The sequence below is a fragment of the Variovorax sp. GW822-FHT04E09 genome, assembly GCF_058800845.1.
In genome coordinates, this window is sequence record NZ_JBXAMR010000001.1 from 1,442,394 (window position 1) to 1,457,068 (window position 14,675).

General features: G+C 68.3%; 13 protein-coding genes. 3 read left to right on the top strand and 10 right to left on the bottom strand.

Going from position 1 to position 14,675, the window contains the following annotated elements; all coding sequences use genetic code 11:
- Position 1 precedes the first annotated feature (1 nt).
- The gene (locus tag AC1RL8_RS06625) at positions 2–634 is read right to left on the bottom strand and encodes an STN domain-containing protein (protein ID WP_492684287.1); all 633 of its coding nucleotides are present in this window, start codon (positions 632–634) and stop codon (positions 2–4) included.
- A 299-nt stretch (positions 635–933) separates the two neighbouring features.
- A complete protein-coding gene (locus AC1RL8_RS06630; protein ID WP_492684288.1) occupies positions 934–3,441 on the bottom strand; it encodes a penicillin acylase family protein in 2,508 nt (835 codons plus the stop codon).
- 98 nt (positions 3,442–3,539) lie between these two features.
- Between AC1RL8_RS06630 and AC1RL8_RS06635 the strand changes: the two genes are divergently transcribed.
- Positions 3,540–4,619 (top strand): PLP-dependent cysteine synthase family protein, encoded by a 1,080-nt coding sequence (locus AC1RL8_RS06635; RefSeq protein ID WP_070063094.1) that lies wholly within the window; start codon positions 3,540–3,542, stop codon positions 4,617–4,619.
- A gap of 8 nt (positions 4,620–4,627) precedes the next feature.
- On the top strand, positions 4,628–5,719 hold the full coding sequence (locus AC1RL8_RS06640; protein WP_492684863.1) for a lipocalin-like domain-containing protein: 1,092 nt from the start codon (positions 4,628–4,630) through the stop codon (positions 5,717–5,719).
- Positions 5,720–5,740: 21 nt separating this feature from the next.
- Here the strand turns inward: AC1RL8_RS06640 and AC1RL8_RS06645 are convergent, their stop codons facing one another.
- The 8 genes from AC1RL8_RS06645 to AC1RL8_RS06680 form a co-directional block, all read right to left on the bottom strand.
- Positions 5,741–6,610: a hypothetical protein gene (locus AC1RL8_RS06645; protein ID WP_492684289.1), complete on the bottom strand. Its 870-nt coding sequence runs from the start codon at positions 6,608–6,610 to the stop codon at positions 5,741–5,743.
- A gap of 30 nt (positions 6,611–6,640) precedes the next feature.
- Positions 6,641–7,090, bottom strand: coding sequence for a cupin domain-containing protein (locus tag AC1RL8_RS06650; protein ID WP_492684290.1), 450 nt, complete (start codon positions 7,088–7,090; stop codon positions 6,641–6,643).
- Positions 7,091–7,197: 107 nt separating this feature from the next.
- On the bottom strand, positions 7,198–8,184 hold the full coding sequence (locus AC1RL8_RS06655; RefSeq protein ID WP_172438368.1) for a branched-chain amino acid ABC transporter permease: 987 nt from the start codon (positions 8,182–8,184) through the stop codon (positions 7,198–7,200).
- Between the two features lie 10 nt (positions 8,185–8,194).
- A complete protein-coding gene (locus tag AC1RL8_RS06660) occupies positions 8,195–9,070 on the bottom strand; it encodes a branched-chain amino acid ABC transporter permease (RefSeq protein ID WP_062474069.1) in 876 nt (291 codons plus the stop codon).
- A gap of 45 nt (positions 9,071–9,115) precedes the next feature.
- Entirely contained in the window at positions 9,116–10,312 is a 1,197-nt protein-coding gene (locus AC1RL8_RS06665; protein WP_062474071.1) for an ABC transporter substrate-binding protein, read from the bottom strand.
- Positions 10,313–10,343: 31 nt separating this feature from the next.
- On the bottom strand, positions 10,344–11,543 hold the full coding sequence (locus AC1RL8_RS06670; protein WP_062474073.1) for an ABC transporter substrate-binding protein: 1,200 nt from the start codon (positions 11,541–11,543) through the stop codon (positions 10,344–10,346).
- A 37-nt stretch (positions 11,544–11,580) separates the two neighbouring features.
- A complete protein-coding gene (locus AC1RL8_RS06675; protein WP_062474075.1) occupies positions 11,581–12,288 on the bottom strand; it encodes an ABC transporter ATP-binding protein in 708 nt (235 codons plus the stop codon).
- Entirely contained in the window at positions 12,288–13,058 is a 771-nt protein-coding gene (locus tag AC1RL8_RS06680; protein WP_062474077.1) for an ABC transporter ATP-binding protein, read from the bottom strand. The genes AC1RL8_RS06675 and AC1RL8_RS06680 overlap by 1 nt, the downstream gene beginning before the upstream one ends.
- Before the next feature lie 340 nt (positions 13,059–13,398).
- Between AC1RL8_RS06680 and AC1RL8_RS06685 the strand changes: the two genes are divergently transcribed.
- Positions 13,399–14,607, top strand: coding sequence for an AGE family epimerase/isomerase (locus AC1RL8_RS06685; protein WP_492684291.1), 1,209 nt, complete (start codon positions 13,399–13,401; stop codon positions 14,605–14,607).
- Positions 14,608–14,675: the final 68 nt, after the last annotated feature.

The window sequence follows — 14,675 nt, forward strand, 5'->3', positions numbered from 1 at the left end:
GTCAGTGCACCGTGGCACAGCGGGGCCCGGGCAACACGTCGTGCGGGAGGATGGCCAGCGTGAGCGGCAGCGCCAGGTCCGCCGGCGGAGGATGGTCCATCTTCAGAGGAGCCAATGCCGCGAGCATGGCGGCGTCCCGCCCCGAGTCTCCCGAAGACGACACCAGGCGGGCCTGGCTGATGCGGCCCGACGCGGTCACCTGCAGTTGCAGGATCGCGCGGTAGTGGCCGGGGGCCGTACGCAGATCGGCGCACAGCGCGTCCCAGACACGGGCCTGGACCAGGGCGTCGTACCCGCGTGGCGAGCCACCAGTCGACGCCACCCCGGGCGCCGCTGTGACGCGCTTCAGGATGAAGGCACCGGAAAGCTGCGTGTCCACGTCATCCGCGGTGAAACCCGTGCCGGCCAGCAAGGCCCGCAAGGCGGCATGCGGCGTATGGCGCCCGCGCACCGGGGCGGACGTTCGCCCCGCCACCCACTCGTCGATGAACATCACCGATCGCCCCGACACCGCGGCGTATTGCGCCAGGGCAGCCGCCAAGGGCTGCGCCGGCAGGTCGAAGTCGAGCATCTGCGCTTCGGGCGACGCGCGGGTGGCGGCATCTGCCGACTGCACCTCGGTGCCTGTGGCCACGGCCTTCGCTGTCGATCCCCAGGCGATGCAGACGCACACTGCCGTGCACGTGAGGCCAGAGACAAAGGCCCGCACGAGCCTGTCGTCCCTGCCCCGGCCCAAGCCCCGTCCAACCACTCGCCCACGACCACCATGCGCTGAAGTCAACAAGGAAGAAGTGGATCGTGTCAGCAAGCTTGTGGGCAGTATTTCAACTCCTGCAAGCATCACATCGGCGAATGACGACCGCGTGACGACCGGCAGGGCCGGGCGCGCCGCCGCGGGGCGCGGGGCAGCGCCCTCTTGCGTGACCGGTCCTGCTAGCGCCCCGGCGTCAGCTGGATCCGCTCCACCGTTTCTTTCTCGACCGCGCCGCGGCTGTAGACCAGCGGCACGTACTTGCCTTCGAGCCACAGCGGCGCCAGGTCGCGGTAGTTCGGGCTGTCGGGGTTGCCCGACTGGCCCGGCGTGTTGATGACGCGCGAAGCGTCCCAGTTGCCCACGTCGAGCACCATGCGAAACGACGCGCCCGAGGTCAGCTTGTAGTCGTTCGCGCGGTAGGTGGCCGCCATCGGCGTGAACGACGAGCCGGACATCGGCCAGTCGCCCACCTCGAGCTTCTTGCGCGTGGCCGCATCGACCACGCCGCCCAGCGGATGCCGGAACTCGGCGCGGTGCAAGGCGCCCCACTTCCACGCCGCCGGGTCGGGCCCGAGCTTGGCGGACAGCTCCTGCATGGCGGCGGGCAAGGTCGTCAACAGCAAGGCGTCGCGCTGCGCGTTGCTCACCCAGCCGGACGGGTTCTCCAGCAGCAGCACCATGCGCGTGTTGTCGCCGGGTGCGGCCAGTGCGGCAGCGGCATCGCCCGCCCCGGCCTTGAGCACGGCCTGGCGCAGGAACTTGCTGCTCCACACCTCGTACAGCGCGGCGGCTGCGCTGTCGCGGTCCATGGCGCCGTCCCAGCCCTGCAACAGGCGCAGCGCCGCCGCGGTCTGGGCGTCGTCGCTGCGCTGGCCGGCCAAGAGCTTCAGCACGCGCTGCGCCGGCGTCGCGACGATGTCGTTCTGCATGCGCTCCGAGTCTTCGATGGTGAAGCGCGAACCCGCCGCCACCTTGGCCGCGAACAGTTCCTTGAGCCGGCGCGCGCGGGCCGCATCGCTCCACTCGTAGCCCACGCCCTTCTTCGCAGCCGGATGGTCGGGCGGGACGTTGTTCTCGTTGGCCGTGACCACGTAGCCGCGCGCGGGGTTGAACTCCGAGGGCAGCTCGTCGCCGTTGCGAAAGCCCGACCATTCATAGCGGCCGTCGCCCGGCACGGGCAGGAGGCCGTCCCAGTTCGGGCGAATCGGCGTGAGGCCGCCCGGAATCCAGCCGACGTTGCCGCTGCTGTCGGCATACACCTGGTTCTCGCCCGGCGCGCCCCAGCGGTTCATGGCGGCGCGGAACTGGTCCCAGTTGCGCGCGCGCATGTAATCCATCGAACCGAAGTACGGCGCCATGCCGGGCTCCAGCCAGGCGGCGCGCAAGGCGAAGGCGCGGCGCTTGCCGGGCTCCGCGACCAGCACGGGGCCGTGGCGCGTGAAGGTGTTGACCACCTCGCGCGGCGCGGCCTCGCCCTTGACCGCGATGCGCTCGGTGACGCGCGTCATCGGCTCCCAGCGGCCCTGGTAGCGGTACTCCTCGGGGTTGCCCGGGTTGAGCTCGTACACGTACAGGTCTTCCTGGTCCATGTAGAAGCGCGTGAGGCCGAAGGCGATGGTGCCGTTGTGGCCGATCGACAGGCCCGGCAGGAAGGGCTCGCCGGCGCCGATGGCGTCCATGCCGGGCGCGCTCAGGTGCGTCATGTAGCGCAGGCTCGGCGCGCCGTGCGCGCGGTGCGGGTCGTTGGCCAGGATGGGCCGGCCCGTGGACGTGAGCTTCGGCGCGATGACCCAGTTGTTGCTGCCGTAGGCGGCCGTGGGGTCGCCCTGCGCCGCTTCGTCCTGCTCGGCCTTCGCGGCCATCGCCTCCGCACTGCCCGGCAGCAGCGCGACCGGCGCGGAAGACGCGCCCGCGTTCATGCCCACGCGCGTGTTCTCCTTGGTGAAGCGCGGCGCATCGGTCGCCCGCAGGTAGGCCGCGCGCAACTCCGCCGCCGGAAGGCTGCAGGGATCGAAGCCCTCGGGCACCTTCGGCGTCACCGGCGGATCGAGCTCGCGGCGCAGCCAGTCGGCCTTGGCGCCCGGCGCGCCGGCGCAGAAGGCGCGTGCGCGGTCGACCTCCGACGTGAAGTTGAGCGTGAGCCCGTGGTGACGGATGCGCACCACGTCCTCGGGCGACCACGTGGCCGGCTGGTAGCCCAGCAGCGCGAACTCGGTGGGCAGCAGCGCGGGCTGCGCACGCACCTGCGCCACGTAGGCGTTGACGCCGGCCGTGAAGGCCTCGGCCACGCGCTTGGCGTCGGAGCCGTAGGCCAGCCATTCGCGGTACATGTCGCCGCGATAGAGCACGGCGCGCGCGGCGCGGTCGCTCTCGACCCAGGCGGGGCCGAAGTCCTTCGCCATCTCGCCCAGGCCGCGCTTGCGCCACAGGTCCATCTGCCAGAGCCGGTCGCGCGCGGCGATGAAGCCCTGCGCCACGAAGGCGTCGTAGAGCGTGCCGGCGTACAGGTGCGGCACACCCCAGCGGTCGACCAGCACTTCGGCGGGCTTCTCGAGGCCGGGCACCGCGAAGGATGAGGAGGGTCGCGTGGGCGTGTTCACGCCCGGGGCATTGGACGCACACCCTGCGAGGGCGAGGACCGCCAGCGACACGGCGCCCAGGGAAAGCCGATGGTTCATTCTCTTCATGCAGTTCGTCTCCGGTCTTGTTGTGGATTGGCAGCGGGCAGTATCCCGATTTCTGTCACCCGCCGGGTTACAAGGCATGACTTGTAGACTGGCGCGCTATGCAGCCCACCACCCCTTCAACCTCCTCCTGCGACAGCTGGCTCGCCGGCGCGATCCGCCGCATCGAAGCCGACTACCAGCGCAGTGCCGACACGCACCTCATTCCGCTGCCGCTGCCCGCGCTGGCCGCGCACGGCATCGACCTGTACCTGAAGGACGAATCGACGCACCCCACCGGCAGCCTCAAGCACCGGCTCGCGCGCTCGCTGTTCCTGTATGCGCTGTGCAACGGCTGGGTGCGCGAAGGCACGACCATCGTCGAGGCCTCCAGCGGCTCCACCGCCGTGAGCGAGGCCTACTTCGCGCGGCTGCTGGGCCTGCCCTTCATCGCCGTGATGCCGCGCAGCACCTCGCCCGAGAAGGTCGCGCAGATCGCCTTCTACGGCGCGAGCTGCCACTTCGTGGACCACGCCGCGCAGGTGTACGACGAGGCCCGCGCGCTCGCCGAGCGCACCGGCGGCCACTACATGGACCAGTTCACCTACGCCGAGCGCGCGACCGACTGGCGCGGCAACAACAACATCGCCGAGAGCATGTTCCAGCAGATGGCGCGCGAGCGGCATCCGGTGCCCGCGTGGATCGTGGTGGGCGCCGGCACCGGCGGCACCAGCGCCACCATCGGGCGCTACCTGCGCTTTCGCTGCCACGACACGCAGGTGTGCGTGGCCGACCCCGAGGGCTCGGTGTTCTCGGCCTACCACCGCAGCGGCGACGCCACGCTCACGGCGCCCGGCTCGCGCATCGAAGGCATCGGTCGCCCGCGCGTGGAGCCCAGCTTCGTGCGCACGCTGGTCGACCGCATGCTCGAAGTGCCCAACCTCGACTCGGTGGCCGCCATGCATGCGCTGTCGGCGCTGCTGGGCCGCAAGGTCGGCCCGTCGACCGGCACCAACTTCGTCGGCATGCTGGCCGTGGCGCACGAGATGCGCGCGGCCGGCCAGCAGGGGTCGATCCTGTCGCTGCTGTGCGACGCGGGCGAACGCTACCTGCCGAGCTACCACGACGCCGACTGGGTGCGCAACGCCTTCGGCGACATCGCGCCGGCGCAGCAACGCATCGACGCGCTGGTGGCGGGTTGACGATGGCCATGCGCGCACCCGGCGGCCTCATCGCGCGGCGGCAGCTCCTGCTGCTGGCCGCGCTCGCCGCCTCGGGCGCGCCGCACGCCGGCTGGGCCCTGCCCGCGAAGGCGCTGCAGTTTCCGCGCGACTTCGGCAGCCACCCCGAGCTGCGCACCGAGTGGTGGTACATCACCGGCCACGGCCAGACGGCTGCGGGCCGCGCATTCGGTTTCCAGGTGACCTTCTTCCGCTCGCGCGTCGACGCCACGCAGGCCATGCGCTCGGCCTTCGCCGCCAAGCAGCTGGTGTTCGCGCACGCCGCCGTCACCGACCTCGAAGGCCGCGTGCTGCGGCACGACCAGCGCATCGCACGCGCGGGCTTCGACGTGGCCTCGGCCAGCGAGGCCGACACCGACGTGCGGCTGCGCGACTGGTCGCTGGTGCGCGACGCCGGCAGCGGCGCCTACACCGCGCGCATCCCCGCCGGCGAATTCACGCTCGACCTGCGCTTCGCGCCGTCGCAGCCCGTGCTGCTGCAGGGCCGCGAAGGCCTGTCGCGCAAAGGCCCCGAGCCCGAGCAGGCGAGCTACTACTACAGCGAGCCGCAGCTGCAGGCGCAGGGCCGCCTCACCTTGCAGGGCCAGGCGCCGTTCGAGATCACCGGCACCGCCTGGCTCGACCACGAATGGAGCGAGGCGCTGATGCACCCCGAGGCCGTGGGCTGGGACTGGATCGGCATGAACCTCGACGACGGCAGCGCGCTCACCGCCTTCCACCTGCGCCGCCGCGACGGCAGCGCGCTGTGGTCGGGCGGCTCGTTCCGCCCGCAGGGCGGCGCGGCGCGCATCTTCCAGCCCGGCGAGGTGCGCTTCGACGCGCTGCGCAGCTGGACCAGCCCGCGCACGCGCGCGAGCTACCCGACGCACTGGCGCATCGACACGCCCGCGGGCCGCTTCGAGGTGCAGGCCCTGCTCGACGACCAGGAACTGGACAGCCGCGGCTCCACGGGCGGCGTGTACTGGGAAGGGTTGAGCGAGCTGCGCGATGCGCAGCAGGGCCAGCGCGTGGGGCGCGGGTACCTCGAGATGACGGGGTACGCGGCGCCGCTGCGGCTGTGAGCCGAAGCCCGGCGCGATGGGTTACTTCACGCCCTTGCTCAGCGCCTGCGCCGTGTTGCGCGACAACGCGCGGACGTGGTCGTCGATCGCCGAAGCGACGGGCGCGAACTCGGCAGCGCTCAACCGCTTGAGGTCGCGCGGTTCCTGGAAATCCTTGAGCTGCCGCACCCGTTGCCGCTGCTGGGCGAGCATCGGCTCGTAGGCCGCGAGATTCAGCGGCGGGTCCATGACGAAGACCTTGGCTTCGATCGCGGGCACCGCGTAGTACCGCGTCGACCCCAGCATGCCGCGCGTGAAGAGGCCCGAGTTCTGCATGACGCTCTCGCCACAGGGCCCGCCGGTGCACTCCATGCGCGCCTGCGTTCGCGTCGCCTCGACGAGGACCACCGCGGCAATCTGGTCGTCCTTCAGCTTGCGTGTCGCCCACGCTTGCGCAGGATTCGCGATCCAGCGATCGTGCTTGAAGACGGCCAGCGCGTTGACGGAGGTCGTGGCAAAGCTCGTCAGGCGCACCACCTGGAAGCCGGCTTTTTCGAGCTCCGACGTGAAGGCCTCGTAGACCTTGGCCGTGGGGTTCCAGGGGAACGGGTACGTGGTCGAGAAATTGTTGAAGACGGTCGTGCCCACGTGCATGTGTTCCGCAGAGGCGGTGGGGATGCGCACCAGCAGGCCGACCTTCGCGCCCTTCGCGAGCTGGCCGCCGTTCGGCGGCAGCGGCGGTGGGGTCATGCACCCTGTCAGCGCGAGCGCCACGAAAAGTGCGAGCAGCCGTCTGCGCATGGGGGTCTCCTCCATCTTCTTGTCGGTGTAGGCCTGTGCGGCCGGGTGCGGATGATTGTGCCGAGCGCTGCATGCGGCGTCGCCACGGGAACCGGTGGTTTTGGACAGCATCGGCTTGTCAGTGCCGATGAGGGCCGCGACTCACGCCGAGACCGTCACCCCATTGCGCGCCAGCAACGCCAGCAGCTTCGGAATGTCGGGCGCCGGCCCGACCGGAATCTCGCGATCGATCGCCGCGAACATCTGCGCAGCCATCGCGTCCTGCCCCGTGATCTCGAGCATCTGGCCGCCGCCCTTGCCGTAATGAAAGCCGTGCACCGTGCCGCGCGGCACGTGCACCAGCGTGCCGGGCTGGCACCGATGCGCCTGGCCGTCGCAGAGGAATTCGACCTCGCCGCCGAGCACGTAGAACGATTCGTCCCAGTCATGGCTGTGCGGTGGCGGGCCCGTGCCTTCGTCGCCGCGCTGGAAGGTGACGCCGTAGCTTTGCGTCGAGGCATTCGACGCCAGCACCGTCACCTGCGTGCCGAGCACGTTCAAGGGCGTTTCGCGCCGCTCGGGCGTGAGGACAAAGTACGGAAGAAGGGCCATGGCCGGCTCCTCGAAGTGGGAGCCGGATTCTGCGCCCCGGCCACAGGGGGCACAAGCGGTGGCGCCGCAGGGAGGGTAACCTCCCCGCCGCCGCGCCACCGGCATCGCTACTTCGCGCGGCGGCGCTCGATGAAGGCGATGATCTCGCCCATGATGCCCTTGCGGAAGGCCAGCACGCAGATCACGAAGATCAGGCCCGTGACCATGGTGACCGACTCGCCCAGCGTGTTGAACCAGTCGACGGTCGTGATGCGCGCCAGGAAGTTGCCGAGTTCGCCGATCTTGTTCTCGAGCAGCACGACCACCGCCGAACCCACGATGGGACCCGACAGCGTGCCCAGGCCGCCCACCAGCGTCATCAGGATGACCTGGCCCGAGGCGGTCCAGTGCACGTCGGACAGCGTGGCAAAGCCCAGCACCAGCGTCTTGAGCGAACCGGCCAGGCCCGACAGCGCGGCCGAGATCACGAAGGCCAGCAGCTTGAAGCGGCTCACGTCGTAGCCCAGCGAGAGCGCGCGCGGCTCGTTTTCCTTGATGCCCTTGAGCACCTGCCCGAACGGCGAGTGGATGGTGCGCACGATCAGCAGGAAGGCCGCGACCACGATCACCAGCGCCACGTAGTACATGGTGAGGTCGTTCGACAGGTCGACGACGCCGAAGAGCTTGCCGCGCGGCACGCCCTGCAGGCCGTCTTCGCCGCCCGTGAACTTGGCCTGCAGCGCGACGAAGAACATCATCTGCGCGAGCGCCAGCGTGATCATCGCGAAGTAGATGCCCTGGCGGCGGATGGCCAGCACGCCGAACAGCCAGCCCAGCAAGGCGCCGGTGAGCGTGCCCGCGATCAGGCCCAGCTCGGGCGTGAGGCCCCAGACCTTGATCGCATGGCCCGCCACGTACGCGGAGCCGCCCAGGAAGGCCGCGTGGCCGAAGGACAGCAGCCCGGTGTAGCCCAGCAGCAGGTTGAAGGCCGCGGCGAACAGCGCGAAGCACATGAGCTTCATCACGAACACCGGGTAGGCGCCGAAGAACGGTGCGAGCACCAGGGCGACCAGCAGCAGCGCGTAGACGACGGTGGAGATTTTTTTCATGTTCATGCCGCTCGCCTTATTTCTCTTTGCCGAACAGGCCGGCGGGGCGGATGAGCAGCACGATGACCATGATCACGAACACAACCGTCGAAGAAGCCTCGGGATAGAAAACCTTGGTGAGCCCCTCGATCACGCCCAGGCCCAGGCCCGTGAGGATGGCGCCCATGATGGAGCCCATGCCGCCGATCACGACCACCGCGAACACCACGATGATGAGGTTCTGCCCCATCAGCGGCGACACCTGCATCACCGGCGCGGCCAGCACGCCGGCGAAGGCGGCGAGCGCACAGCCGAAGGCGTAGGTCAGCGTGATCATCAGCGGCACGTTGACGCCGAAGGCTTCCACCAGGCGCGGGTTCTCGGTGCCGGCGCGCAGGTAGGCACCCAGGCGCGTCTTCTCGATCACGTACCAGGTCGCAAAGCAGATCACCAGCGACGCCACGACCACCCAGGCGCGGTAGTTGGGCAGCACCATGAAGCCCAGGTCGGTGGCGCTGGACAGCAGCTCGGGCGCATCGTAGGGCAGCCCCGACACGCCGTAGACCGAGCGGAACACGCCTTCGATCAGCAACGTGAGGCCCAGCGTGAGCAGCAGGCCGTAGAGGTGGTCGAGCTTGTAGATCCAGCGCAGCAGCAATCGTTCGATGACCACGCCGAACAGGCCGATGAGGACCGGCGCGGCGATCAGCATCACCCAGTAGTTGACGCCCAGGTACTCCATCGCCATCCAGGTGAGGACGGCCCCGAGCATGAACAGCGCGCCGTGCGCGAAGTTGATGACGTTGAGCAAACCGAAGATCACCGCCAGCCCGAGGCTCAGGATGGCGTAGAACGAGCCGTTGACCAGCCCCAGAAGGAGCTGGCTCAACAAGGCGGGAAGGGAAATGTTCATAAGCGTTTCAACGAACCCGGGCGCCGCAAGGGCGCCCGCGGGAGGTCACTTCCAGAGGGCGCAGCGGCTTTCGGCCTTGGTCGTGAAGACTTCTTCGCCCTTCAACTTCTGGACCACCTTGTAGTAGTCCCACGGCTGCTTGGATTCGGCCGGCGACTTGACCTGCACCAGGTACATGTCGTGCACGAAGCGGCCGTCGGCGCGGATGCTGCCCTTGGCGTAGAAGTCGTCGATGGGCGTGGACTTGAGCGTGGCCATGACCTTGTCGGCATCGACCGTCTTGGCGGCCTGCACGGCCTTCAGGTAGGTCATGGTGGCCGAGTAGTCGGCGGCCTGGATGTCGGTGGGCATGCGCTTGGTCTTCTCGAAGAAGCGCTTGCCGAAGGCGCGCGTCTTGTCGTCCAGGTTCCAGTCCCAGCTGGTGGTGAGCAGCAGGCCTTCGGTGTTCTTCAGGCCCAGGCTGTGCACGTCGGTCACGAACACCAGCAGGCCCACCATCTTCATGCTCTTGGTGATGCCGAACTCTTTCGCGGCCTTGATGCTGTTGATGGTGTCGCCGCCGGCATTGGCCAGCGCCAGCACCTGCGCCTTGGAGTTCTGCGCCTGCAGCAGGAAGGACGAGAAGTCGGAGGTGTTGAGCGGCGCCTTCACCGAGCCCAGCACGGTGCCGCCCTTTTCCTTCACGACCTTGGTCGCGTCGGCTTCGAGGGCCTGGCCGAAGGCGTAGTCGGCGGTCAGGAAGTACCAGCTCTTGTCGCCACGGCCGATCACGGCCGCGCCGGTGCCCTTGGCGAGCGCGACGGTGTCGTAGGCGTAGTGCACGGTGTAGGGCGAGCACTGTTCGTTGGTGAGCGCCGAGCTGCCGGCGCCGTTCACGACGAAGACGCGCTTCTTCTCCTGAGCCACCTTGGCCATGGCCAGGGCCGTGCCGGAGCTGGTGCCGCCGAACAGCATGGTCAGGCCCTGCGTGTCGATCCACTCGCGCGCCTTGGAGGCGGCGATGTCGGCCTTGTTCTGGTGGTCGGCCGTGAGCAGCTCGATGGGCATGCCGTTGACCTTGCCGCCGAAGTCGTCGATGGCCATCTGGATCGCCAGCGCGCCGTTCTTGCCTTCGACGTCGGCGTACAGGCTCGACATGTCGGTGACGAAGCCGATCTTGACCTTGTCCTGTGCCTGGGCGGCACCGGCGGCCAGCGCGGCGGCGGCGAAAACGGCGGAGAGAGCGAATGTGGTGGTCTTCATGGATATTGTTCCTGTGGGGTGTTCGGTGGTGTCACTTCCAGAGCGTGCACTTGGACTCGGCCTTGGTGGTGAACACCGTGTCGCCGGGCAGCTTCTTCACGAGCTTGTAGTAGTCCCACGGCGTCTTCGATTCGGCGGGCGACTTGACCTGCATCAGGTACATGTCGTGCACGTAGCGGCCGTCGGGGCGGATCTGGCCGGTGCCGAAGAAGTCGTTGAGCTTCATCTTCTTGAGCTCGGCCATGACCTTGTCGGCATCGTCGGTCTTGGCGGCGTCCACGGCCTTGAGGTAGGTCATGGTGGCCGAGTAGTCGGCGGCCTGGATCTCGGTGGGCATGCGCTTGGTCTTGTCGAAGAAGCGCTTGGCGAACTTGCGGGTCTCGTCGTTCAGGTCCCAGTACCAGCTGGTGGTGAACTGCAGGCCTTCGGTGTTCTTCAGGCCCAGGCTGTGCACGTCGCTCAAAAAGATCAGCAGGCCGGCCAGCTTCATGGTCTTGCCGATGCCGAACTCCTTGGCCGCCTTGATGCTGTTGACGGTGTCGCCGCCCGCGTTGGCCAGGCCCAGGATCTGCGCCTTGGAGTTCTGCGCCTGCAGCAGGAACGACGAGAAGTCGGACGCATTGAGCGGATGGCGCACCGCGCCGACGATCGTGCCGCCCTTGGCCTTCACGACGGTGGAGGTGTCGGCTTCGAGCGCGTGGCCGAAGGCGTAGTCGGCCGTCAGGAAGAACCAGGTCTTGCCGCCGCCGTCGACCACCGCGGCGCCGGTGCCCTTGGCGAGCGCGACGGTGTCGTAGGCGTAGTGCACGGTGTAGGGCGAGCACTGTTCGTTGGTGAGCGCCGACGAGGCCGCGCCGTTGTTGAAGTACACGCGCTTCTTCTCGGCCGCGACCTTGGCCAGCGCCAGGCCCACGCCCGAGTTGGTGCCGCCGAAGACCATGCTCAGGCCTTGCGTGTCGATCCACTCGCGCGCCTTCGAGGCGGCGATGTCGGGCTTGTTCTGGTGGTCGACGGTGAGCAGCTCGACCGGCTTGCCGGCCGCCTTGCCGCCGAAGTCGTCGATGGCCATCTGGATCGCCAGCGCGCCGTTCTTGCCTTCGAGGTCGGCGTACAGGCTGGACATGTCGGTGATGAAGCCGATCTTGACCTTGTCCTGGCCTTGCGCCTGGGCGGACGCTGCGAGCGCCAGTGCGCTGAAAGCCAGGGCGAAAGCGGTGAGCTGATTTTTCATGGGTGTCTCCGGCAGTAGCAAGAAGGGGTGAAAGAACTCAGACGCCGAGCAGCTCGGTCAGCACGGGCATCTTGGCTTCGAGCTCGGCAGCGCCGAACTTCTCGACGATGCGGCCGTGCTCCATCACGTAGAAACGGTCGGCCAGCGGCGCGGCGAAGCGGAAGTTCTGCTCGACCATGACGATGGTGTAGCCCTTGGCGCGCAGCGTGGTGATCATGCGGGCCAGCGCCTGCACGATGACGGGCGCCAGGCCTTCGGAGATTTCGTCGAGCAGCAGCAGCTTGGCGCCGGTGCGCAGGATGCGCGCCACGGCCAGCATCTGCTGCTCGCCACCCGACAGGCGCGTGCCCTGGCTGTGGCGGCGCTCGGCCAGGTTGGGGAACATGGCGTAGATCTCGTCGACCGACATGCCCTGCCCCGCGCCCTTGAGCTCGGGCGGCAGCATCAGGTTTTCTTCGCACGAGAGGCTGGCGAAGATGCCGCGCTCTTCGGGGCAGTAGCCGATGCCCAGGTGCGCGATGCGGTGCGTCGCCATCGAGACGGTCTCGACGCCGTTGACCTTGATGCTGCCCTTGCGGGCGCCGGTGAGCCCCATCACGGCGCGCATCGTCGTCGTGCGGCCCGCGCCATTGCGGCCCAGCAGCGTGACGACTTCGCCCGGCTGCACGACCATGTCGACGCCGTGCAGCACGTGCGATTCGCCGTACCAGGCCTGCAGGCCCTTGATTTCGAGTGCAGCGGTCATCAGTGAGCCCCCTGCATTTCGCCGTCGGTGGTGCCCATGTAGGCCTCCATCACCTGCGGGTTCTTCGAGACTTCGGCGTACGGGCCTTCGGCCAGCACGGCGCCGCGCTGCAGCACCGTGATGGTGTCGGCGATGGTCGAGACCACGCTCATGTTGTGTTCGACCATCAGGATGGTGCGTCCGGCCGACACGCGCTTGATGAGCTCGGCCACGCGGTGCACGTCTTCGTGGCCCATGCCCTGCGTGGGTTCGTCCAGCAGCATCAGCTCGGGCTCCATGGCCAGCGTGGTGGCGATCTCGAGCGCGCGCTTGCGGCCGTAGGGCAGGTTCACGGTCTGTTCGTCGGCCAGTTCTTCGAGGCCCACCTCGGCGAGCAGTTCGCGGGCGCGCGCATCGAGCGGCTTGAGCGACTTCTCGCTCTTCCAGAAGTGGTACGAGGTGCCGAGCTTGCGCTGAAGGCCCAGGCGCACGTTCTCGAGCAGCGTGAGGTGCGGGAACACGGCGGAGATCTGGAACGAGCGGATCACGCCGCGCCGCGCAATCTGCGCCGGGCGTTCGCCCGTGATGTCGTGGCCGTTGAACAGGATCGTGCCGGCCGTGGGCTCGAGGAATTTGGTGAGCAGGTTGAAGCAGGTCGTCTTGCCGGCACCGTTGGGGCCGATGAGCGCGTGGATCGAACCGCGCTTCACCGAGAGGTCGACCTTGCTGACCGCGGTGAATCCCTTGAATTCCTTGGTGAGCTGGCGTGTTTCAAGAATGACGTCGCTCATCTCGCGGCGTCGTCCGTGTGCGGAAAAAAGAAATCGGTCATGCGGTCCATCTCAATGCGCCACCATCGAGCGCGGACCGATTGTTGGTGGCTGCTATGCAATTGCATACTGGGGCAAATGCCTATGCTGCACTGCAACCATTCACAGAGTGCGCCCCCTCTGTGCGAGCGACTGTCGTCCCGACGACATTGCGCACCGCAGCACGCACACCTGCAAACGCGCGATGCATGCACGCGCACCATCATGAGGATGTCGAGCACGCATGCACGCTTCGTGAAAAACTGGCGTGCCCGCTGCGCTGCAACGATGCGCTTTCACCCGGATTGAATCCATCACCGCCATGCCGAACTTCCGCTCACCCGAATTCCTTGCCGACCACATCGCCCACACGCTGGCGTTCTACGCGCCGCGCAGCCGCGATGCCTCGGGCGGCTTCTTCCATTTCTTCACCGACGATGGCACCGTGTACGACCGCCGCACGCGCCACCTCGTGAGCAGCACGCGCTTCGTGTTCAACCACGCGATGGCGTGGCGCCGCTTCGGCCGGCCCGACGACCTCGCGGCGGTGCGCCACGGCCTGGCGTTCCTGCAGACCGCGCATGCGCAGCCGAATGGTGGCTATGCATGGCAGATCGACTGGGATGGCCATCAAGCCACCGTGCAGGACGGCACGCAGCATTGCTACGGCCTGGCCTTCGTGCTGCTGGCGCACGCGCATGCGCTGATGGCCGGCGTCGAGGAAGCACGCGCCGGCCTCGCGCACACCCGCGATCTGATGGAACGGCATTTCTGGGAACCGGCGCACCAGCTGTACGCCGACGAGGCGACGCCGAGCTGGCAGGTCGGCCCCTACCGCGGCCAGAACGCCAACATGCACGCCTGCGAGGCGATGCTCGCGGCCTACGACGCCACGCGCGAGCCCTTCTACCTTCAGCGCGCGCGCACGCTGGCCGAAAGCATCACGGGCCGGCAGGCCGCGCTCGCCGACGGGCTGGTGTGGGAGCACTACCGCGAGGACTGGTCGGTCGACTGGGACTACAACCGCGGCGACAAGACCAACATCTTCCGGCCCTGGGGCTTCCAGACCGGCCACCTCACCGAGTGGGCCAAGCTGCTGTTGCAGCTCGAGGGCCACCTCGGCCCCGACGCGCCGGGCACCGAATGGATCGTTCCGCGCGCGCGCCACTTCTTCGACACCGCGATGCAGCGCGGCTGGGACGCCGCGCACGGCGGGCTGGTCTACGGCTTCGGGCCCGACGGCGCGGTGTGCGACGGCGACAAGTACTTCTGGGTGCAGGCCGAAAGCTTCGCCGCCGCCGCCCTGCTCGCGGTGCGCACGGGCGACGCCGGCTACTGGGACTGGTACGACCGGATCTGGGCCTACAGCTGGGACCACTTCGTCGACCACGCGCACGGTGCGTGGTATCGCATCCTCACGCCGCAGAACGCGAAGATCAGTGACGAGAAGAGCCCGGCCGGCAAGACCGATTACCACACGATGGGCGCGTGCCACGACGTGCTGAAGGCGCTGGGACACGGCGTCAAATAGCCGCGTCACCCTTCAATATCCGCACAAATCTTGTGCGGCGGCGCCCCTACCCCGCAGCCCGCGGGCTG

Bases quoted from the DNA above. Each gene is read 5' to 3' on its own strand.
- AC1RL8_RS06630 (WP_492684288.1), bottom strand. From the start codon at position 3,441: ATGAAGAGAATGAACCATCGGCTTTCCCTGGGCGCCGTGTCGCTGGCG.
- AC1RL8_RS06635 (WP_070063094.1), top strand. From the start codon at position 3,540: ATGCAGCCCACCACCCCTTCAACCTCCTCCTGCGACAGCTGGCTCGCC.
- AC1RL8_RS06640 (WP_492684863.1), top strand. From the start codon at position 4,628: ATGCGCGCACCCGGCGGCCTCATCGCGCGGCGGCAGCTCCTGCTGCTG.
- AC1RL8_RS06645 (WP_492684289.1), bottom strand. From the start codon at position 6,610: ATGCTGTCCAAAACCACCGGTTCCCGTGGCGACGCCGCATGCAGCGCT.
- AC1RL8_RS06650 (WP_492684290.1), bottom strand. From the start codon at position 7,090: ATGGCCCTTCTTCCGTACTTTGTCCTCACGCCCGAGCGGCGCGAAACG.
- AC1RL8_RS06655 (WP_172438368.1), bottom strand. From the start codon at position 8,184: ATGAACATGAAAAAAATCTCCACCGTCGTCTACGCGCTGCTGCTGGTC.
- AC1RL8_RS06660 (WP_062474069.1), bottom strand. From the start codon at position 9,070: ATGAACATTTCCCTTCCCGCCTTGTTGAGCCAGCTCCTTCTGGGGCTG.
- AC1RL8_RS06665 (WP_062474071.1), bottom strand. From the start codon at position 10,312: ATGAAGACCACCACATTCGCTCTCTCCGCCGTTTTCGCCGCCGCCGCG.
- AC1RL8_RS06670 (WP_062474073.1), bottom strand. From the start codon at position 11,543: ATGAAAAATCAGCTCACCGCTTTCGCCCTGGCTTTCAGCGCACTGGCG.
- AC1RL8_RS06675 (WP_062474075.1), bottom strand. From the start codon at position 12,288: ATGACCGCTGCACTCGAAATCAAGGGCCTGCAGGCCTGGTACGGCGAA.
- AC1RL8_RS06680 (WP_062474077.1), bottom strand. From the start codon at position 13,058: ATGAGCGACGTCATTCTTGAAACACGCCAGCTCACCAAGGAATTCAAG.
- AC1RL8_RS06685 (WP_492684291.1), top strand. From the start codon at position 13,399: ATGCCGAACTTCCGCTCACCCGAATTCCTTGCCGACCACATCGCCCAC.